Genomic DNA, 20017 nt, shown 5'->3' with positions numbered 1-20017 from the left:
TGGCGGCAGACGGTGTCATGACCCAGCCGTACGACATCAAGCGAGTCATGGCGGCGCTGCCGCACCGCTACCCGATGCTGCTGGTCGACCGGGTCGAGGAACTCGTCCTCGACCAGCGCATCACGGCGATCAAGGCCGTCTCGATGAACGAGGAGTTCTTCCAGGGACACTTCCCCGGGCGGCCGATCATGCCGGGCGTGCTCCAGGTGGAGGCGCTCGCGCAGGCCGCGGGCGTGCTCGCGGTCGAGAGCCTGGGCCTCGCGGGCTCGGGCAAGCTCGTCTATTTCATGTCGATCGACGGCGTGAAGTTTCGCAAGCCCGTGGAGCCCGGCGTGCTGCTCAAGCTCGAGGTCGAGTTCGTCCAGAAGCGGCCGCGCGTCTGCAAGTTCGCGGGCAAGGCGCTGCTGGACGGCGAGGTCGCGACCGAGTGCGAGTTCACCGCCATGATCGCGGACCCGCCCAAGGCGTGATCTTGGACTAACTTTCGACTAACTTTCCGCCTGTCGGGCGGCCTGCCGCTTGCGGTGGGCCGCCCTTGCGTGTAGGGCGCGCCCTTCGTTCCGGCTGGTCGGAAACCAGCCATTCACAGGAGCTTGACCATGAAGAAAGACATCCATCCCGATTATCACACCATCAAGGTGCAGATGACCGACGGGACCGTGTTCGAAACCCGCTCCACCTGGGGCAAGGAAGGCGACACGATGCAGCTCGACATCGATCCGCTGGCGCACCCGGCATGGACCGGTGGCAACCAGCGCCTGCTCGACGCCGGCGGCCAGGTCGCGCGCTTCAACAAGCGCTTCGGCGGCCTCACGCTCGGCAAGAAGTAAGCCCGGGCGGGGCTCGCCCCGCGATCGGCTTACCCTACGAGATACGACGCCCGTCGGCTTGGAGCCGGCGGGCGTTCGTGCGTCCGGGCGGTCAATCGGGACGCACGACCTGCGGGTCGACCTGGTCCACGCGTGGCATCTCGCCGCGCATCGCCGCGTCGAACCGCTCCCGGTCGAGAGCGCCTTCCCAGCGCGACACGACCACCGTCGCGACCGCGTTGCCGATGAAGTTGGTGAGGCTGCGGCATTCGCTCATGAACCGGTCGACGCCCAGGATCAGCGCCATTCCGGCGACGGGGACCGAGGGGACGATCGAGAGCGTTGTCGCCAGCGTGATGAACCCCGCGCCCGTCACGCCCGCCGCGCCTTTGGAGGACAGCATCGCAACGCTCAGGAGCAGCAGCTGCTCGCCCAGCGACAGGTGCACGCCGGTCGCCTGCGCGATGAACAGCGCCGCCAGCGTCATGTAGATGTTGGTCCCGTCCAAATTGAACGAGTAGCCGGTGGGCACCACAAGCCCGACGACCGACTTCGGGCAGCCGGCACGCTCCATCTTCTCGATCAGCGCGGGGAGCGCGCTCTCGGACGACGAGGTGCCGAGAACCAGCAACAGCTCCGTCTTGAGATACCCGATCAGGCGGAGGATCGAGAACCCGCAAAGCCGGGCGACGATCCCCAGCACGCCCAGCACGAACACCACCGACGTGAGGTAGAAGGTCGCCACCAGCATGGCGAGGTTCGCAAGCGTCCCGACGCCATAGGCGCCGATGGTGAAGGCCATTGCGCCGAATGCGCCGAACGGCGCCGCCTTCATGACGATCGAGACGAGCTTGAAGACGACCACCGACACCTGGTTCAACAGGTCGGTGATGCCCTGGCCGCGATCCCCGACCATTGCGAGGCTCACCCCGAAGAGGATCGAGACGAACAGGACCTGCAGGATGTTGTCCTGCACCATCGCGGAGAAGATGGTGTCTGGGATCATCGCCATCAGGAAGCCCACCAGCGAGGTCTCGTGCGCCTTGGTGGTAAAGCCGGCGACCTTGGAGGGATCAAGGGTGGCAGGATCGATGTCGAGTCCCGCGCCTGGCTGCACGACGTTCGCGACGATCAGGCCGACGATCAGCGCCATTGTCGAGAAGAACAGGAAGTAGGCGAATGCCTTGGCGGCCACCCGACCCACCGAGGCAAGGTCACGCATTCCCGCGATCCCCGTCACGATGGTCAGGAAGATCACCGGCGCGATGATCATCTTCACCAACTTGATGAAGGCATCGCCCAGCGGCTTCAACGCGGCGCCGGTCTCCGGGAAGAAGTGGCCCAGCGTCGCGCCTGCGAGGATCGCCGTCAGCACCAGCACGTACAGGTGCCCGTACCACGGCTTGCGCGAGACCGGCTGCTCGTCGGCGGCGGGGGAGGGCAACATCATGGACCTTTCTTCTTCCTGCCATTCCACCCGAGGATGGTGTCAGGCAGGCCGGATGGACGCTTCGAACGCCATCTACAACGGCGATGTGCCCGTTCGCGGTGACTGGCCGAACATTGCCGGCGGCTGCCTGTTCCCACCGGTCGCGGATACCCTCGTCGCAGGGCGTGCTTGAGCAGGCGCCACTTCCCCGGCTAGGCACGGCTTCCTCTTGCTACAGGTGAGCACATGCCCGGTGGACTGGTTGCCCTTCTCGACGATGTTGCGGGTCTCACCAAGTTGGCGGCGGCATCGCTGGACGATGTGGGTGCAGCCGCCGGGAAGGCGGGATCCAAGGCGCTGGGGGTCGTGGTCGACGACGCTGCCGTCACCCCACGGTACGTGACCGGCCTCACGCCCGAGCGCGAGCTGCCGATCATCGCGAAGATCGCGCTCGGCTCGGTGCGGAACAAGCTGCTGATCCTGCTTCCTGCGGCACTGCTGCTGAGCGCCTTCGCCCCCTGGGCGATCACTCCGCTGCTGATGCTGGGCGGCGCCTTCCTCTGCTTCGAAGGCGCCGAGAAGGTGCTCGCGGCGCTGAAGGGCGAGCATCATGATGCGGCCCCCGTCGAGGAAGGCTTCGTCGACGCCAGCGCGCTGGAGAAGGCGAAGGTCGGCGACGCCGTCCGCACCGATCTGATCCTGTCCGCAGAGATCATGGCGATTGCGCTTGCCGACGTGGCGGATTCCTCCATCCTCACGCAGGCGCTGGTGCTGGTGGTCGTCGGCCTCGCGATCACCGTTGGCGTCTATGGTGTGGTCGGCCTGATCGTGAAGCTCGACGACATCGGGCTCCACCTTGCCCAGCGGTCCTCGGCGGGCGTGCGTTCGCTCGGGCGCGGTATGGTCAAGAGCATGCCCGTCATCATGCAGGTCCTGTCGGTTGTCGGAACTGCAGCGATGCTGTGGGTCGGCGGAGGCATCCTACTGCATGGGGCCGAGGTGCTCGGCTTCGCCGCACCGGCGCAATTCGTTCATCACCTTGCCGAAGCGGTCCATCATGCGGTGCCGCTCGGTGGTGTCGTGGCGTGGCTGCTGACAGCGCTGCTGTCCGGCGCACTCGGTGTCGTCGTTGGCGCGGTCATCGCCACGGCGCTCCACAAGATCCGCCACTAAGCGGCTCCTGCGCCGCGGCGCCCGTTCAGGGCGCCGCAGGCTTCGGGGCTGCCCAGCCGAGGCCGAGCGCCTTCTGGAGCGCAACATAGTCGGTGGTGAGGCCAGCGGTCGCCACCGAGAGCTGCTGCTCGGCGCTAACCCGCTGACGCTCCACGTCCAGCGTATCGATGAGCGTGGCGGTCCCTGCGCGGAAACGCTGGTCCATCAGCGCGGAGGCACGATCTGCCGATGCTTTTGCCCGAACCAGGCTCGCAAGCGTCTGCCGCCGTGCACCGTAGCGGGCAAGCGCATCTTCGGCATCGCGCAACGCGCCGAGCACCGCCTGGCGATACTTCGCTTCGGCCTCGTCCCGCTCGCCTTGTGCTTGCTCGACGCGCGCGCGGCCGCGACCGAAGTCCAGGAAGTTCCAGCGCAGCATCGGCGTGGCGAGCGCGACCAGATTGTCCGGATCGACGACATCGCTGATCGAGGTGCCGCCGAGACCCAGCATCCCCTGCAGGCTCAGGCTGGGAAAGCGCGCTGCCTCCGCAACCCCGATCCGGGCGGTGCGGGACGCAAGCTGGCGCTCCGCGGCGCGAATGTCGGGCCGCCGCTGCAGCAACGATGCGGGATCGCCGACCGCGACCTGTGCGGGCACCAGCGGGATGGGAGCAGCAGCGCGCAGTTCAGCGTCCAGGGTACCGGGCGCTTCCCCGACCAGGACCGCCAACGCGTTCAGGTAGCTCGCTACCTCGGCGTTGAGCGGTACCAGCTCGGCGTCGGTGTTCTCGACCTGAAGCCGGAGGCGCTCGACGTCGAGCGCCGACACGGTGCCGCGGGCGTAGCGTTCTTCGGTCAGGCGGAGGATGCGGCGCTGCATCTCGGAAGACCGTTGCGACAAGGCGATCCGAGCCTGGCGGTCGCGCAGGGCCACATAGGTCTGCGCGACCTCTGCGGTGAGTTGGACCTGCGCATCGGCTAGGTTCGCTTCGGCGCCTACTGCGGCGGCGCGGGCCGCCTCGACCGTGCGACGCTGCCGGCCGAACAGGTCGATCTCCCAGCTGGCGTCGAAGCCCAGATTGAAGAAGTCCACGCCGGTGCTGCCGCCACCACCGCTACTCTCGCCGGCCTCGGTGCCGGGAGTGCCGCTCTCACCCGAGCCCTCCGTCAACGAACCCAGGTCGATGCCCGGCAGCTCTGCGTGCAGGTAGCTGCCGCTGGCGTTTGCGCTCGGCAACCGGTTCGCGCGTTCGAGGCGCAGGGCGCCGCGCGCTTGTCGAACGCGCGCCTGTGCGACCGCGATCGAGGGATTGGCGGCAAGCGCGCGCTGTTCCAGCGCATCAAGCTGCGGATCGCGAAGAGCCGTCCACCAGTCGGTCACTGCGGGTACGGCGGCCGGCTGCACCGCATCGGTCGCTCGGGCAAAGCCTGCCCCGGCGCCGCGAGACGGCGTCACTGGCGGGCCGGCATAATCGGGACCCATGGTGCAGGCGGCGAGCGACAGGGGAAGGGCGAGAAGCGGCAGGGTGCGCATGAGCGAGCCTCTAGTGACCAGCAGCAAGGGAAACGCCCTTGGGGAGCGGGCGGAGGAACAGGACCAGCGGCATCACGAACAGGATGCCGACTGCGAGCAGCCAGAACAGGTCGTTGTACGTCATGACCATGGCATCGCGCTGGATCGTCTGGGCGGCGAGGCGGAGGGCGACGTCGGGTCCGCCTAGCGCCTGGCCAAGACCGGCAAGGTAGCTTTGGACGTCCACCGAATTGGCGTTGAACGTCTCCTCGATCCGGCGGGTGTGAAGCCAGTTCCGCTGGTCCTGGAGCGTTGCGATGGCCGCGAGTGCCAGCGACCCGCCGATGTTGCGGGCGGCGTTGAAGATGCCGGCGGCATCGCCCGCATATTGCGGACCGACGGACGAAACAGCCGCCTGGTTCAGGAACAGGAAGCCCAGGATGGTGCCGACGCCGCGCAGCAGCTGCGAATCCACGAACGCGCCGCCGGTCGAGTCCGCCGTCAGTGCGGTGTCGATCCAGCAACTGGTCGCCAGGATCGCGAGGCCCGCGCCGACCGCGATGCGGATGTCGACGTGCCGGATCATCAGCGGCGTGAAGGGCATCAGGATCAAGCTGGGGATGCCGGACAGCAGCACGATCTTGCCCGATTGCAGCGCGTTGTAATCGGCGATTGTCGCCAGGAACTGGGGAATGACGTAGGACGTGCCATAGATCACCATCCCGATGACCACGCCCATCAGGGCTACGCTGCCGAACTGCCGATCGAGCAGCAGTCGCAAGCGGATCACCGGGCGCTCGGCCAGGAACTGGCCCGCGAACAGCAGCGCGAAGCCGAAGATCGAAAGGGCAGTCAGCTGAAGGATCTCGCTGGATTGGAACCACTGTTCCCGCTGCCCTTCCTCCAGCACCACGGTCAGCCCGCCCAGGCCGAGGGCAAGGCCCGCGATGCCGAGCCAGTCGGCACGCAGCAGGTCCCCCAGGTGCGCCTTCTGATGCGGAAGGCCGATCAGCAGCAGTGCGACCAACAGTACGCCCACCGGCAGGTTAAGGAAAAAGGCGTAGTGCCAGCTGATGCTCTCCGTCAGCCACCCTCCGATCAACGGTCCGAGCACGGGGCCCAGGATGGCGGTGACTCCGAACATCGCGGTGCCGATCGGTTGCTGGTGCGGCGGCAGGCGTGTGGCGATGATCGTCATGGCGGTGGGGATGAGCGCGCCACCGGTGATCCCCTGGCCCGCGCGACCGATGATCATCATGGTCAGGTTGGTGGAGATGCCGCAGAGCATCGAGAAAGCGGTGAACAGGATCGCCGCGATCAGCAGCAGCGTCCGAAGTCCCAGCACCCGCTCCAGCCAGGCGGACAGCGGGATGATGATGATCTCCGCCACCAGGTAGGAGGTTGCGATCCAGGTCCCCTCGGTCCCGCTCGCGCCGATTTCTCCCTGGATGGTGGGCAGCGCCGAATTGACGATGGAGATGTCCAACGTCGCCATGAGCGCGCCGAGGCTGCCGGCGAACACCGCCAGCCATGCAGCAGCGTCCGCCTTCGCCGGCGCGCCGCCGGCAGCCGGGCCAGGCTTAGTCATGGCCCCGCTGCTCGTTGTAGCGTTCCTGTTCCTTCTTGATCCGGTCTCGCGCATCGCGGGCCGAACGCGTGTCGACGGTGGGGCTTACCGACATGCCCGGAACCAGCAGCTTGAGCGTTTCCGGCCCGGCGTCGATCGCGATGCGGACCGGCACGCGCTGCACGATCTTGGTGAAGTTGCCCGTGGCATTCTGCGGCGGCAGCACGGAGAACTGCGCCCCGGTGCCCGGCGACACGCTTTCGACACGGCCGTGGATCTCGACCCCCGGGAGGGCGTCGACCTCGAGCCTGACCGGCTGGCCGACGCGCATCAGGCCCAGCTGCGTCTCCTTGAAGTTCGCCTCCACGTAGAGCTGTCTGGTGGGCACGATCGACATCGTCCGGGTGGCCGGCTGCAGATACTGGCCGACACGCACCGTCTTGTCCCCGATGCGGCCATCGATGCTGGCGCGGATCAGGGTGGATCCGACGTCGCTCTCCGCGCTTGCGAGCTGCGCACGCGCCGCGTTGCCCTGGGACAGCGCCTGGCTGACCTGGGCGGTGAGCGTGCCGACCCGGCGACGTGCACTGCTCAGGGCCGCTTCGGCGCTGGCGACCTGCGCATTGGCCTGACGCGCTTCGTTCTCCAGTTGCGCCAGGCGCTCGCGACTCTCCGCGCCACTTGCCGCAAGCGGCCTGTACCGCGCGACTTCCGCATTGGCGAAATTGGCGCGCGTACGGGCGGCGCCGAGCTCCGCCTGCGCGCGCTCGATGGCGGCGCCCTGCTCACGGATCTGGGCACGCACGCCTTCGGCGTTCGCCTCCGCAACATCGATCTGAGCCTGGAACTGCTCCGCGCGCGCGCGATAGTCGCCCGGATCGATCTGGAGCAGCGGCTGACCGGCGCGCACCTGCTGATTGTCCGCGACGAACACCCGTTCCACATAGCCCGCAACCTTGGGCGAGACGATCACTGCGTCCGCCTGAATATAGGCGTCATCCGTGTTCTGCATGAAGCGCCCGACGCTGCGATACTGGATGAACCACAGCAATCCGCCAACCAGCACAATTCCGAGAATGATGATCAGGACGATGCGGATCGTGCGCTTCTTGCGCGGAGAGGGGGGATTGCTCTCGTTCTGCTCGTCCGCGCGCATCGAGTCTTGGGGCGCGTCGGTCGGCTGCTCGTGTCGCTCGGCCATATACCTGCCTTAGCTTTTCTTGACTGACTGACGGGCGCACCTGCTCGCTGTTGCAGCGCAAAGCAAGCCTCTTTATGGAGGGCCCTCACGAAATGACGGACACAGACAGTCTCATCAGCGACTTCGGTCGCTTGTTCCTCCGCCTGCGACGGATCGCGGACGCGCACTTAGCGGGGCAAGGCGTCTCGGTCGCACGGATGAAGCTGCTGATGTACCTGCGGTGCGAGCACAACAGCCCGCGCGCAGCCGACATCGCGAGCGTCTTCGGCCACTCGCCCCGTACCGTCAGCGAGGCGATCGAGGGGTTGGAGCGTGATGGCCTGGTTCGACGCACTCCGGACCCGATGGACCGGCGGGTGAAGCGAATTTCGCTGACATCGGCTGGGGAGGCGGCGGTGGCGGCAGCAGAACCACTCCGCCTGCGGCTCAACGACGTGATCTTCGGAGTTCTAGACGAAGAAGAGCGGTCCCAATTCCGGGAGATGCTGGCGAAGCTGGGGCGGGCAGCGGATGCTCTGGAGGAGCAGGGTGGCCTTGAACCCCGCGCCGAACGGTCGAAGGCCCCTGGGAGCGATTAGGCAGCCTCGTTCAATTGCCGCAGCAGCTTGAACGGGTTGAACGGCTTTGCGAGGTAGAGACTGCGCTCCGGCAGCTCGGACGCGCTTGGGCGCAGCGCACCAGACGCGATCACCAGCGACACCGGCGGGAAGCGGTCCCGGACATGGTGGGCGAGACGCAGGCCGTCCATCGCGCCCGGCATCTGGATGTCCGTCAGTACGATCGAGATCGAAGGATCGTCGTCCAGGATCGCGATCGCCTCGTCGGCATCGCCCGCCTCCACGACCCGATAGCCGGACGCTTCGAATAGGTCCGCCAGCTCAAGGCGGAAGAGAACTTCATCCTCCACGATCAGGATCGTTCGCTGCGTGATCGGCGCCCGCTGTGCCATCATTCCGCCCGATCCGTCGCAATCGCCTCGGCCAGCGGCGCATTCAGCGTCAGCACGATCCCTTCGGGGCGGAAGTCGAGCATCACCTCCGCCCGGAAATACGCCTTGAGCGAGCGCTCGATCATTACGGATCCAAAACCTCTTCGAGCAGGTGGCGTGACATAAGGACCCCCCGTTTCACGCCAGGTGAGCAGCAAACGCTGATCGGCGGGGATGGCTCCGCCGGCAATCCACCATTTCAGCGACACCTCCCCCGTTTCATTCGAAAGTGCCCCATATTTGATCGCATTCGTGGTGAGCTCGTGGATCGCCAGCGCAAGCGCCAGGGCAGCGCGCGGATTGACCGCCACGCTGGGGCCATCGACCTTGATGCGGCGGCTGAGCGCCCCGTGTGGCCGCAGCACGGTAGCCACCAGGGCCTGAAGCTCCGCCGTCTGCCAGGACGTTGCCGTGAGGATGTCCGTCGCCCGACCCAGCGCCACCAGGCGGGCACTTACGGCTTCACCGGCGTCCTCCAGGGTTTCGGCCTGGCGGATCGACTGTGCGGCGATCGCCTGTACCATGGTCAGGACGTTCTTGAGCCGGTGGCTCAATTCGTTGTTGAGCAGCCGCTGTTGGACGCGCGCGCGCTCCACCTCGCTGAAATCGCGCATCACGGCGCCGTAGCCGATAAGGCTGCCGTCCTCTTCCTGGACGCGGAAGCCGAGGTAATGGACCGGGATGCGCTCGCCGGTTCGGAAGTGGCGCAGGTTCATCTCGCCGCTCCAGCTGCCCGCATCACGGATCGCCGGAAGAACCTCTTCCAGGAGGCGCTCGACATCCCCCGGCCAGATGTAATCCAGCATCACGGTTTCGCACGCCGCCTCTGGCGAAAGGCCGACCATGTTGCAGCCGGCCGGGTTCAAGAACTCCACCCGCTGGTCCAGCGAGGCGACCCCGATGAAGTCGGCGCTATTCTCCACGACGCGCGCCAGCCTGTTGCGTTCGCGCTGACCGGCCCGCTTCGCCGTTATGTCGCGCGCGACCAGCAGCACCTGGCCGCTTTGATCCCCGTCCCGCAAAATCGGGCTGACGGACACGTCCCACCAGCGCAGCGCGCCGCCGCAGATTCTGGCGGGGGCGGCAAAGTTGGTCCGGTGGCCTTCCGACGCCGCGGCGATGGCGCCGGACGCGCGATTGCTGTCGACCTCCTGCCAAAGCGCCTGCCACGGGCTTCCCCGAACCTGCGCCTCTTGTGCTAGCCCGAGGGCCCGGCGCCCATTCTCCGTCACGAAGAGGACGTTCGCCTCCCGATCAAGGACGACGATGCAATCGCCCGAACTGGCAAGGACGCTTGAGAGGAAGGCCTCGCGCGCGGCGAGGGCATCTCGGGCCGACTGCGCTTCCTGCATCAGATGATCGGCCCGCGCGAAGGAGGCGCGCAGTTCGGACGCGAGAAGAACAATGCCGACCGCCACCACCAGGAAGGCGCCGGACGCGACCCATTGGAGGAAATCAAGTCCGAGAAAGCCGCTCGACCCCGCGATCGACCATCCTGCAAGGACCGCCGACAGGAACGTCGCATAGAGGCCGACGCCGCGGCCAAAGGCGAGCGCCAGCAACAGGATCGCGGGCATGAACAGCAGCCACGGCAACAGCACCGTGACGAAAAGCACCCGTACCAGCGTCACCAAAATGATCGCCGCGGTGGCGATGGCGAACTGCACCGCCGGCGGCAGGGGCCGCCGGATGGCCAAGAAGAGAAGCCGCTCGAAAAAGCGGGTCAGTCTGGAAGGGGGCATTGGCGGCAGCATACTCGGCGTGGAGGACCATCCTGCCACCGCGTTGCTCCCCTAGCCCAAAGGGGCTTCGGGTGCGAGCCCGTCAGGGTATTTTCACTCTTTCTCCGAATTGCTTAGCTCCTCTGGCTTCGCCGGGGCACGAGTGATCTTCAACGCCTCGGGAAGGTGCAGCGTTCGGGTGGGGAAGGCAAGACCGACGCCGGCCTCTTCAAGCCGCTCCAGGATGGTGAGCAAGAGTTCCTGCTTGATGTGGATCGCTTCCACGGCGTCGGTGACGGTGATGTAGGAGAACACTTCGACGTTGAGGGAGCTTTCGCCGAGCCCCGCCAGGGTGGCGCGCGCTCCATCCCGATCGATCTGCGCATGTTCCTTCAGCACGCCTTCGACGATCGAGATGCCCTCGCGGAGCTTGTCGGCCGGGATGCCGTATTCGATCGCAATCACCGGATTGAAAAGGAAGCGATCGCGGGGCGCGAAGTTCTCGATCTGGAGGGACGCGAAGTTGCCGTTGGGGATGGTCACGACGGTTCGATCGTTGGTGCGGATCCGGGTCGAGCGCATGCCGACGTCCTCCACGGTGCCGAGCACGTCACCCACCTTGCAGAAGTCCCCGACCTGCACCGGCCGGTCGACGATGACGGTGACGCTGCCGACCAGGTTCTCGATGGTCTTCTGCGCGCCCAGGGCGAGTGCGATACCGCCGATGCCAAGGGCTGCGATACCCGTGGTCACGTCGATGCCGAGCGTGTCGAGAATGGCGACGAGGGCGATCGCCAGGAGCAGCACCTTGGCCGAGCGTCGGAGAAGCGTGATCACCGAAACGGCTTGGCGACGCTGCGACCGTTGCATCCGTGCGATGATCAACCGGCTGATGGCGTCGACGAACCGCAGGGCGAACCATGCGAGCGCCACCCAGGCGACGATGCCGGCGTACCGCAGGAGTGTCTGCCGCGCGACGATCGAGACGGGAAGGGCGTCCGCGTAGATGTAGAAGCCGACCACTGCGAGGAAGAGGCTGAGTGGCGGAAGGGCGGCGTGCGAGAAGCGGAACGTGGAACTTTGCTCGCGATCCCGAACGACACGGCCGAGGCCCATCAGGACGAGGCTGGCAAGGAGGCGCAGTCCGATGAAGCTCGCGGCCGCGAGCCCCAGCAGCAGACCCCAGTCGAGCACCGGCGCACCCGCCACGCTCGTCTCCGTGATGCTCTCCGCCGGAGCCGCGGCAGGGGGCGCCGGAGCATGGGTGCGCAGCACTTTGATGGTCTGGTTCGAGATGCGCCAGAGCTGCTGGCCTTCCCCGACATCTCCGCGCACGAGGAGGATGGGCTCCTCCTTGCCCTCCAAGTTCAGCGTGCCGACCTGCTCCTGCTCCGGGGGCAGTGTGTCGTCGATGCGGCCCGTGGCTTCGTTCGACAGCCCGGCAAAGGGGATCAGCGATCCACCGCTGTCGAGCGCCGCCTGGAGGCGCCGCGCAAGATCAGAGGCCGCGGCGGCAGCACGAGGCGTATTCGGCGGCGCGAGTTCGAAGTAGTTGGCCGCACGGGCATAGTCCTGTTCCCCGAGCGCTTTAACCAGACCGGTCACCGCCGATCGCGGGGTCTCGCGCCCATAGGTATCGGCGAGCACCGCGGGTGCCGTGGTGTTGCCTGAGGCCTCCTGAGCATGGGCGGGGGCCCAGGCCAGCATGGTCAACAGCAGGGCGGCCAACAGCCTCTTGATCACCAGCATTCACAGACCTTCTTCGTCAACTCGGCGCGACCCTAAGCGCCGTCCTTGCGATTGCCACAAAGCCGCCTGGGCAAACGCGCTCAAAGGAGCCATTCGATCGGCAGCTTGGCGGCAGCAGCGATGGCAAGCCGCGGGATCAGCCGCATGCCGGGCTCCTGGCGATGCACGCGCTGCTCGCCTCCGTTCTGCTCGACCCAGATCAGTTCACCATCCTCTCCGATGCGGACCTCGTACGCGAGGTGCGCCACTTGCTCGGCAAACACGTCCGCCACCTGCGCGGCGAGATTGGGGCTTTCGATGATAAAGCCAAGTTCGGTGTTCAGGGCGACGGAGCGTGGATCGAGGTTGAAGGAGCCGATGAACAGACGCTGGCGATCGACGGTGAAGGTCTTTGCATGAAGCGTGGACGCGCCCGAGCGGAGTGCTGCCGTGGAGCCGGTGCCGGAGCCCCTGAAATTGCTCGCGACGCCTAACCGGATGCCGCGGCGGCGCTCCCGGCGACGCGGCGCCGCGCGCGCCTCGCGCCGCATCTCGAACAGGCGGACGCCGGCTTCGAGCAGCCGCTTCCGATAGGGCGCGTAGCCGGCGTGGACGATGCCCACGTCGGTGGCCTCATAGGCGTTGGTCAGCACCGATACCGCCACCCCCTGCTGCGCAAGCCTGCCGAAGGCGCGGCACCCCTGCCGGCCAGGCACGAAATAGCTGGAGATGAGCCCGAGCTCACGCCGCGACGTCTCAAGCGTCGCCCGGAGCTTGTCGCTCAGGAAGGCGCGCTCGTGCACCGTCCCGAGCGCCTTGGCGGGATCGTCGCTGAGCATGCGGACCTTCGCCCATTCGAGGGTCAGCCGGCCCTCCACCAGCTGGTGGACGAGCGGCAGGTCTCGCAGCGCCTCCACGTAGCGGCGCGCCGAAGGATCGCGCTCGACGATCGATGCACGCTTGTGCAATCGGCGGCGCTGGCGGTCGCGCACGGGCGGGAGGATCCGGGCGGCCGGGTAGGACGATCCGCAGCACCAGTAGCGCTCGAAATCGGCCGAGACATCCGCGACGATCGGCCCGATCGCCAGCGCGTCCAGGTCCGCGAACAAGCCGCCGTCGGCCGCTCCGAAATACTCGTCGCCGATGTTGCGGCCGCCGACGATCGTGACGCTGTCGTCGGCGGTGAAACTCTTGTTGTGCATCCGCCGGTTGAGGCGAGCGAACTCCGTCACATATCCGATCGGCTTGGGCCAGCGGACGCGGAAGGGATTGAAGAGCCGCACCGCGATGTTCGGGTGCGCATCGAGCGCTGCGAGGACGGCGTCCAGCCCGGAGATGCCGTTGTCGTCCAGAAGGAGGCGCACCCGGACCCCGCGCTCTGCCGCAGCGTACACGGCCTCGAGCAGAAGCGTCCCGGAGCGGTCGCCGTGCCAGATGTAATATTGGAGATCGAGGCTTCGCTCCGCTGCCCGGGCGAGGGCAACCCGTGCAGCAAAGGCGTCGCGTGCATCTGCGAGCAGCTTGATGCCGGAACAACCGGGATGGGCGGCGCTCTCCTTCGCAGCCCCTCGTTCCAGCGCGGTGTCGGCCGCGTCGGGGATGGCCGGCGCCTCCGGGCGCTTTCCCGGGTTCGGCGGCAGGCGGTTCATCCACCAGAGGAGGGCGAGCCCGGCGGCGCCTGCTCCGATCCACCTTGCCCGCTTCGCCTTCACTGCACCGGCTCCCCGCTTCTACATGCCGGCCGGCGCCGGGCTGGTAGGGGCTGAACGGTTACGGTCGCGAGATGATCCGTCAGGCCGCCTCGCATGCCTCGGCAATGGCTGCGTAGATGCGGTCCAGGTCGGCGTCCTCGATGCAATAGGGCGGCATCACATAGACGGTGTTGCCGAGCGGGCGAAGGAGCAGGTCGCGGTTTCGGAAATGCGCGAGCAGGCGGGGGGCGATGCTCGACAGATAGCCCTCCTCGGCAGCGATCTCGAGCGCAGCGATGGTTCCCATCCGGCGCGCGCCCCGAACGCGCGGATGGCTGGCGATCGCATCGAGCCGCAACTGCTGACGCGTTCCCAGCGATGCAATCCGCTCGGCGACGGGTTCCTCGGCCCAGATCGCCAGATTGGCACGTGCCGCTGCGCAGGCGATCGGGTTGGCGGTGTAGCTCGAAGAATGGAAGAACATCCGCGCTCGATCGGGACCATAGTGCGCCTGGAAGATCGGCTCGGTCGCCATGGTGACGGCAAGGGGGATCGCTCCGCCCGTCAGCCCCTTCGACAGGCACAGGATGTCGGGCACCACGCCTGCCTGCTCGCAGGCCAGCAGCGTTCCGGTCCGGCCCCAGCCGGTCATCACTTCGTCCGCGATAAACAGGACGCCGTGCCGCGCACAGATCGCACGCATCTCGCGCAGTGTCGGGGGCGAGTAGAAGTGCATGCCGCCGGCGCCGAGCACCAATGGCTCCACAATGAAGGCGGCGGCCCCAGCGGCACACGCCTGCTCCAATGCGTCGAACGTGATCTGCTCGCGGTCTGCGGCAGGAAAGGGGATCGTGCCGACGTCGAACAGCAGCGGCTCGTAGGCGCGATTGAAAACCCCGCGCGCCCCGACCGACATCGCCCCGATGGTATCGCCGTGATAGCCATGTTCGAGCACGAGGATCCGATGCCGCGCAGGATCGTGTTCTCGCCAATAGCCCAGCGCCATCTTCAACGCGACCTCCACGCTGGTCGAGCCGGAGTCCGAGAAGAATACTCGCGTCAGTTCTTGCGGCATGATGTCGCGAAGGCCCTGCGCGACGGCCTCCGCCGGCTCATGCGTCCATCCGGCGAAGATGATCTGGTCGAGCCGCTCCGCCTGATCCCGGATGGCGGCGACGATCCGGGGATGGCCGTGGCCGTGGGTGGTGACCCACCAGGAGGAGATCGCATCCACGATGCGGCGGCCGTCCCGGGTATGGAGCACCGCCCCCTCTGCACGGGTCACCAGCGGGATCGGCTCACCAAGCCCATGCTGGGTGAAAGGGTGCCAGACGGATGAGGCGCTCACCGGAAGATCTCCAGATCGAAACTGTCTTTGAAGGCGGCCGCGAGGGTCTCGGCGTTCAGCGGATCGAGCCGGGGAAGTCGGCCGAGGCGGCGGACTTTTCCGAGCGTGGCGACGATGGCCTCGCTATCCTCGACGGGCTCCCCGACGAAGGCGACGCCCAGGATCGGTACGCCGCGCGCGCGCAAGGCTTCGATCGACAAGAGGCTGTGATTGATGGTGCCTAGGCCGGTGCGGGCGACCAGCACGACCGGCTGATTCCAGCGGGCGAAGACATCCGCGAACAGCAGGGTTCGCGTGACGGGGACCAGCACCCCGCCGGCGCCTTCGACCACGAGCGCCCCACCGTTCGTCGGGAGGGCAAGCGTGTCCGGATCGATGGCGATCCCGTCGATTTCCGCCGCTAGATGCGGAGAGCAGGGGGTGGCGAGCCGACAGGCTTCGGGAAGGATGTGCGTCCTCGGCACGCCAAGCGCCTCGACCCGATCGGCGTCGGTGCCGTCCAGCAGCCCGGATTGGACCGGCTTCCAGTAGCGGGCGCCGAGCGCGGCCGCGAGGCCTGCGGCGAACACGGTCTTCCCGATATCCGTATCGGTACCTGTCACGATGATGGTCTTGCTCATCGCACGACCTCCTGCAGCAGCGCGGCCAGCCGGGCCACATCCTCCGTCGTCACATTGAGGGTAAGGGACACGCGAAGGCGCGACGTTCCCGGCGGCACCGTGGGCGGGCGTATGCCGCGCACGTCGAAGCCGGCGGCTTGGACCGCCTCCGCTGCCCGCATCGTGGCGGAATCGTCTCCGATCACGAGCGGCAGGATCTGCGAACCCGTCGGGTGGACACCTGCGGGGGCAAGCGCACGCTCCGCATGGCGCACCAGGCCCTGGAGCCGTTCGCGCCGCTCTGGCTCATGCGCGAGGATCTGCAGGCTCTCCCGAACCGCACGCGCCATCAGCGGGGAGGGGGCCGTGGAGAAGATGAAGCCCCGACCACGATTTATCAGGAAATCGCGCACGATCCGCGGCCCGCAGATGAGCGCGCCTTCGCACCCCAAGGCCTTCCCGCAGGTACGCAGGGTCACGACGTTGCCGCGACCCTCCAGGTCTTCGGCGAGGCCACGCCCGGCAGTGCCGAAGACGCCCGTCGCGTGCGCCTCGTCGACCAGCAGGATCGCGTCACAGGCGTCGGCAAGGTCGGCAAGGGCCGCGAGCGGCGCTCGATCGCCGTCCATGCTGTAGAGGCTCTCCACCGCGATCCAGGGCGTCCCGGTCCCGCCGCCCTTTCGCCACTGGCGGATGGCCGCTTCAAAGGCGTCGACCTGGTTGTGCTCGGCCGCCACGCAGTCGGCGCGCCCGAGCCGCATCCCTTCATGGGCGCTTGCATGTACCAGTGCATCGTAGACGATCAGGTCGCCGCGCTGCGGGAGGGTCGCGAAGAGCGCCGCGTTGGCGGCGAAGCCGCTCGCAAAGAAGAGGGAGGCCTCGCTGCCGAAGAAGGCGGCCGCCTCGGCTTCCAGCGCCTCATGCTCCTCGGAGTTGCCGCGCAAAAGCCGCGAGCCGCCGGAGCCGACGGGAACCCCGCTGGCGAGTGCGGCGGCGACAGCATCTCGCAAGCGAGGCGCGGACGCGAGCGCGAGATAGTCGTTGGAGGCGAAGTCGCTGCCCCTACGGGGCAGGAGCTGGCGGATACGATGCTGGTCCGCCAGCTGGGCCAGATCGGCGCGATGGGCTGCAAAGCTCGGCATGGCGGGGGTGTAGCGGCATCGTCTCGCGATGCCACCCCCGCCATGCCGGTTGCGCTTAGTGGTTGTCGCGCGGCAGACCCATGGTCTGCGCGATGCGCTGGTACTTCTCGGCGCCCTCCAGGATTGCGCCGGTGTTCATCTGGCCGACGACCGAACGCTGGATTTCCTGCCACGGCGTCTGCGAGGCGGGATAGCTGTAACCTCCCGCCGCTTCGAGCTTGCGGCGGCGCTCCGCGAGTTCCTCATCGGAGATCAGCACATCGGCCGTACCCTTGTTGAGGTCGATGCGGACGCGGTCACCGGTCTGGATGAGCGCGAGGCCGCCCATCGCCGCCGCCTCGGGCGAAGCGTTCAGGATCGACGGGCTGCCGCTGGTGCCCGACTGACGACCGTCGCCGATGCACGGCAGCGCATGGATCCCCTCGCGGATCAGATATGCCGGCGGACGCATGTTCACGACCTCGGCCGCACCCGGATAGCCGATCGGGCCGGCGCCCCGCATGAACATCAGCGTCTCCGCGGTGATGTTCACCGAAGGATCGTCGATGCGGTGGTGATAGTCCTCCGGACCGTCGAACACGACGGCCGGGCCTTCGAACGCGTTCGGATCGCTCGGGTTCGACAGGTAGCGCTCGCGGAACTCCTCGCTGATGACGCTGGTCTTCATGATGGCGGCGTCGAACAGGTTGCCCGACAGGACGATGAAGCCCGCTTCTTCCTTCAGCGGCTGGTTGAACGGACGAATAACCTTCTCGTCCTCGATCTCGACGCCACGGCAGTTCTCGCCGATGGTCTTGCCGTTTACGGTCATGACGTCCTCATGGATCAGGCCCTGATCCATCAGCTGCGAGACCACCGCCGGGACGCCGCCGGCACGGTAATAGTCCTCGCCCAGATACTCGCCCGCCGGCTGCAGGTTCACGAGCAGCGGCACCTTGTGGCCGTGCTCCTGCCAGTCGCGGATATCGAGATCGACACCCATGTGGCGGGCGAGCGCGGCCAGGTGGATCGGTGCGTTGGTCGAGCCGCCGATCGCCGAGTTGACGACGATCGCGTTCAGGAACGCCTCGCGGGTCATGACGTCGGAGGGCTTCAGGTCCTCGGCCACCATCTCGACGATGCGCTTGCCGGTCTCGTATGCGACTTCCTGGCGGTCGCGGTACGGCGCCGGGATCGCGGCCGAGCCCGGCAGCTGCATGCCGAGCGCCTCGGCGAGCGAGTTCATCGTCGTCGCGGTGCCCATGGTATTGCAATAGCCGGTCGACGGTGCCGACGACGCGACCAGCTTGATGAAGCCGGCGTTGTCGATCTCGCCGGCAGCGAGCATCTGGCGTGCCTTCCACACGATGGTGCCCGAACCGGTGCGCTCGCCCTTGTGCCATCCGTTGAGCATCGGGCCGACCGACAGCGCGATCGCGGGGATGTTCACGGTTGCGGCCGCCATCAGGCAGGCCGGCGTCGTCTTGTCGCAGCCGATCGTCAGCACGACGGCGTCGAGCGGATAGCCGTACAGCACTTCGACCAGCGCCATGTACGCAAGGTTGCGGTCGAGCCCGGCGGTGGGGCGCTTGCCAGTCTCCTGGATCGGGTGGACCGGGAATTCGAGCGCGATGCCGCCGGCTTCGCGAATGCCCTCGCGGAGGCGCTCTGCCAGCACCAGGTGGTGGCGATTGCAGGGGGAGAGATCGCTGCCGGTCTGGGCGATGCCGATGATCGGCTTGCCGGACTGGAGCTCCGCCTGGCTGAGGCCGAAGTTCATGTACCGCTCGATGTAGAGCGCGGTCATGTCGATATTCTCGGGATTATCGAACCAGGCGCGCGAGCGAAGCTTCTTGGTGGGGGTGGCAGTCATGGGAGGTGTCCGGTCAGCGAGTCGTGGAAAGGCGATAGATCATGACATGCCGGTACGGCTTGCCGGGATCCACTCGGGCGGAAACAAAGTCGGGGTGATTGGGTGCGTCCGGGAACTTCTGCGGTTCCAAGGCGATCCCATCTCCCATTCGATACAGGTGACCCTTCTTGCCCAAATAGGTGCCGTCAAGGAAGTTGCCCGTGTAGAATTGAATCCCGGGCTCGGTGCTCAGCACTTCCAGCACGCGACCGGACTGCGGATCCTCGAGGCGAGCAGCGAGTTCGGGCTTGGCCGTGAGCCCCTTGTCAAGCGCGAAGTTGTGGTCGTAACCCTGGCCGTAGCGGATCTGCTGGTCATGGCCGTCCCGGATGCCGTCGGCCACCACGCGTGGGCTGCGGAAGTCGAACACGCTGCCCGCGACGGGGCGCCGCTCGCCCGTCGGGATCAGCTTGGCATCGACGGGCGTGTAGGTCGCGGCAGGGATCGTCAGGCGGTGGCCGGTCGCGCCCATCGCCGACCCTTCGCCTGCCAGGTTGAAGATGGCGTGATTGGTCATGTTGACGATGGTCGGCTTGCTGGTCTTGCCTTCGAAGGCGATCGTCAGCGAACCCTTGTCGTCCAGCGAGTAGGTAACCGTCACGTCGAACTGGCCGGGGTAGCCCGATTCCCCATCCGGGCTGCGGTGCGCCAGCACCACACTCGCCACCGGGCCGTTCTTCACCGAGACGACCCGCCAGACCTGCTTGTCGAAGCCCTTGCCGCCGCCATGCAGCGAGTTGGTCTTGTCGTTCAGCGGCAACTGGAACTTCTTGCCGTCGAGCGTGAACGTGCCGCCTGCGATGCGGTTGGCGTACCGGCCGACGGTCACGCCGAAATAATTCGGGTGGTCCACATAGTCGGCGAGGTCGTCGTAGCCGAGGACGACGTCGGCTTTGTTGCCGGCGCGGTCCGGTGCGATCAGCGACTGCAGGGTCGCACCATAGGTGAGCACGCGTGCAGAGACGCCATTGTCCCCCACCAGGGTGATCGCCTCGACCGCGGTTCCGTCCTTGAGGGTCCCGGCTGGGGAACGCTGCACCTCCGCCGCGGATGCCGCATCCGCCGTCAGCGTCGCCGCGGCTGCCGCCAACAACGCCAGTACAACCCCGTCACTGCCCACCTTCCGCATTATCCCGTCCTTGTGTATCGACGCCGTTGACGCGCCTTTCGGGGCTATATAGTCAGACAAAATTCACCAGGGCAAGCCGCGCAGCAGATGCTGGCCAACAGCGCGAGCG

17 protein-coding genes are annotated in these 20017 nt (G+C 66.9%); 4 read left to right on the top strand and 13 right to left on the bottom strand.

Features of this window, described 5'->3' with window-relative positions; translation table 11 throughout:
* The first annotated feature begins 17 nt into the window (after positions 1-17).
* Positions 18-470, top strand: coding sequence for a 3-hydroxyacyl-ACP dehydratase FabZ (gene fabZ / locus EO081_RS06795; protein WP_129341097.1), 453 nt, complete (start codon positions 18-20; stop codon positions 468-470).
* A gap of 129 nt (positions 471-599) precedes the next feature.
* Entirely contained in the window at positions 600-830 is a 231-nt protein-coding gene (gene rpmE, locus EO081_RS06790; RefSeq protein WP_125959682.1) for a 50S ribosomal protein L31, read from the top strand.
* Positions 831-921: 91 nt separating this feature from the next.
* Here rpmE and EO081_RS06785 read toward each other — a convergent pair whose 3' ends face one another.
* Positions 922-2259, bottom strand: coding sequence for a dicarboxylate/amino acid:cation symporter (locus EO081_RS06785; RefSeq protein WP_129341096.1), 1338 nt, complete (start codon positions 2257-2259; stop codon positions 922-924).
* 225 nt (positions 2260-2484) lie between these two features.
* On the opposite strand from EO081_RS06785, the gene EO081_RS06780 reads away from it, so the two are divergent.
* Positions 2485-3411: a DUF808 domain-containing protein gene (locus EO081_RS06780; protein WP_129341095.1), complete on the top strand. Its 927-nt coding sequence runs from the start codon at positions 2485-2487 to the stop codon at positions 3409-3411.
* A gap of 25 nt (positions 3412-3436) precedes the next feature.
* Here the strand turns inward: EO081_RS06780 and EO081_RS06775 are convergent, their stop codons facing one another.
* The 3 genes from EO081_RS06775 to EO081_RS06765 are packed head-to-tail and all read right to left on the bottom strand — an operon-like array spanning position 3437 to position 7671.
* Positions 3437-4924 carry an efflux transporter outer membrane subunit gene (locus EO081_RS06775; RefSeq protein ID WP_129341094.1) on the bottom strand — a complete coding sequence of 496 codons (1488 nt, stop codon included), beginning with the start codon at positions 4922-4924 and terminating at the stop codon, positions 3437-3439.
* A 10-nt stretch (positions 4925-4934) separates the two neighbouring features.
* Complete coding sequence (locus EO081_RS06770; protein ID WP_129341093.1) at positions 4935-6491, bottom strand: MDR family MFS transporter; 1557 nt, start codon at positions 6489-6491, stop codon at positions 4935-4937.
* On the bottom strand, positions 6484-7671 hold the full coding sequence (locus tag EO081_RS06765) for an HlyD family secretion protein (RefSeq protein ID WP_129341092.1): 1188 nt from the start codon (positions 7669-7671) through the stop codon (positions 6484-6486). The genes EO081_RS06770 and EO081_RS06765 overlap by 8 nt, the downstream gene beginning before the upstream one ends.
* A gap of 74 nt (positions 7672-7745) precedes the next feature.
* Between EO081_RS06765 and EO081_RS06760 the strand changes: the two genes are divergently transcribed.
* The gene (locus tag EO081_RS06760; protein WP_129341091.1) at positions 7746-8249 is read left to right on the top strand and encodes a MarR family winged helix-turn-helix transcriptional regulator; all 504 of its coding nucleotides are present in this window, start codon (positions 7746-7748) and stop codon (positions 8247-8249) included.
* Here the strand turns inward: EO081_RS06760 and EO081_RS06755 are convergent.
* The 9 genes from EO081_RS06755 to EO081_RS06715 form a co-directional block, all read right to left on the bottom strand.
* Positions 8246-8623 (bottom strand): response regulator, encoded by a 378-nt coding sequence (locus tag EO081_RS06755; protein ID WP_240697560.1) that lies wholly within the window; start codon positions 8621-8623, stop codon positions 8246-8248. The genes EO081_RS06760 and EO081_RS06755 overlap by 4 nt on opposite strands.
* Entirely contained in the window at positions 8620-10440 is a 1821-nt protein-coding gene (locus tag EO081_RS06750; RefSeq protein ID WP_129341090.1) for an HWE histidine kinase domain-containing protein, read from the bottom strand. Before EO081_RS06750 ends, EO081_RS06755 begins: the two co-directional genes overlap by 4 nt.
* A 54-nt stretch (positions 10441-10494) precedes the next feature.
* Positions 10495-12129, bottom strand: coding sequence for a mechanosensitive ion channel family protein (locus EO081_RS06745; RefSeq protein ID WP_129341089.1), 1635 nt, complete (start codon positions 12127-12129; stop codon positions 10495-10497).
* Between the two features lie 80 nt (positions 12130-12209).
* Positions 12210-13820, bottom strand: coding sequence for a phospholipase D family protein (locus tag EO081_RS06740; RefSeq protein WP_206364351.1), 1611 nt, complete (start codon positions 13818-13820; stop codon positions 12210-12212).
* A 79-nt stretch (positions 13821-13899) separates the two neighbouring features.
* Positions 13900-15147: an adenosylmethionine--8-amino-7-oxononanoate transaminase gene (locus EO081_RS06735; protein WP_129341088.1), complete on the bottom strand. Its 1248-nt coding sequence runs from the start codon at positions 15145-15147 to the stop codon at positions 13900-13902.
* Positions 15144-15767, bottom strand: coding sequence for a dethiobiotin synthase (gene bioD, locus EO081_RS06730; protein WP_129341087.1), 624 nt, complete (start codon positions 15765-15767; stop codon positions 15144-15146). Before bioD ends, EO081_RS06735 begins: the two co-directional genes overlap by 4 nt.
* On the bottom strand, positions 15764-16888 hold the full coding sequence (locus EO081_RS06725) for an 8-amino-7-oxononanoate synthase (protein WP_129341086.1): 1125 nt from the start codon (positions 16886-16888) through the stop codon (positions 15764-15766). The genes bioD and EO081_RS06725 overlap by 4 nt, the downstream gene beginning before the upstream one ends.
* A gap of 55 nt (positions 16889-16943) precedes the next feature.
* Positions 16944-18740: an IlvD/Edd family dehydratase gene (locus EO081_RS06720; RefSeq protein ID WP_129341085.1), complete on the bottom strand. Its 1797-nt coding sequence runs from the start codon at positions 18738-18740 to the stop codon at positions 16944-16946.
* Between the two features lie 13 nt (positions 18741-18753).
* On the bottom strand, positions 18754-19908 hold the full coding sequence (locus tag EO081_RS06715; RefSeq protein ID WP_129341084.1) for an aldose epimerase family protein: 1155 nt from the start codon (positions 19906-19908) through the stop codon (positions 18754-18756).
* Positions 19909-20017: the final 109 nt, after the last annotated feature.

It is taken from the genome of Sphingomonas desiccabilis (assembly GCF_004135605.1).
GTDB lineage: Bacteria > Pseudomonadota > Alphaproteobacteria > Sphingomonadales > Sphingomonadaceae > Sphingomonas > Sphingomonas desiccabilis.
The sequence above is the reverse complement of the archived record's forward strand: the minus strand, read 5'-3'. Positions and strand labels throughout refer to the sequence as shown.

Bases quoted from the DNA above. Each gene is read 5' to 3' on its own strand.
- EO081_RS06725 (WP_129341086.1), bottom strand. From the start codon at position 16,888: ATGCCGAGCTTTGCAGCCCATCGCGCCGATCTGGCCCAGCTGGCGGAC.
- EO081_RS06755 (WP_240697560.1), bottom strand. From the start codon at position 8,623: ATGATGGCACAGCGGGCGCCGATCACGCAGCGAACGATCCTGATCGTG.
- EO081_RS06760 (WP_129341091.1), top strand. From the start codon at position 7,746: ATGGAGGGCCCTCACGAAATGACGGACACAGACAGTCTCATCAGCGAC.
- bioD (WP_129341087.1), bottom strand. From the start codon at position 15,767: ATGAGCAAGACCATCATCGTGACAGGTACCGATACGGATATCGGGAAG.
- rpmE (WP_125959682.1), top strand. From the start codon at position 600: ATGAAGAAAGACATCCATCCCGATTATCACACCATCAAGGTGCAGATG.
- fabZ (WP_129341097.1), top strand. From the start codon at position 18: ATGACCCAGCCGTACGACATCAAGCGAGTCATGGCGGCGCTGCCGCAC.
- EO081_RS06715 (WP_129341084.1), bottom strand. From the start codon at position 19,908: ATGCGGAAGGTGGGCAGTGACGGGGTTGTACTGGCGTTGTTGGCGGCA.
- EO081_RS06765 (WP_129341092.1), bottom strand. From the start codon at position 7,671: ATGGCCGAGCGACACGAGCAGCCGACCGACGCGCCCCAAGACTCGATG.
- EO081_RS06785 (WP_129341096.1), bottom strand. From the start codon at position 2,259: ATGATGTTGCCCTCCCCCGCCGCCGACGAGCAGCCGGTCTCGCGCAAG.
- EO081_RS06775 (WP_129341094.1), bottom strand. From the start codon at position 4,924: ATGCGCACCCTGCCGCTTCTCGCCCTTCCCCTGTCGCTCGCCGCCTGC.
- EO081_RS06745 (WP_129341089.1), bottom strand. From the start codon at position 12,129: ATGCTGGTGATCAAGAGGCTGTTGGCCGCCCTGCTGTTGACCATGCTG.
- EO081_RS06770 (WP_129341093.1), bottom strand. From the start codon at position 6,491: ATGACTAAGCCTGGCCCGGCTGCCGGCGGCGCGCCGGCGAAGGCGGAC.
- EO081_RS06780 (WP_129341095.1), top strand. From the start codon at position 2,485: ATGCCCGGTGGACTGGTTGCCCTTCTCGACGATGTTGCGGGTCTCACC.
- EO081_RS06720 (WP_129341085.1), bottom strand. From the start codon at position 18,740: ATGACTGCCACCCCCACCAAGAAGCTTCGCTCGCGCGCCTGGTTCGAT.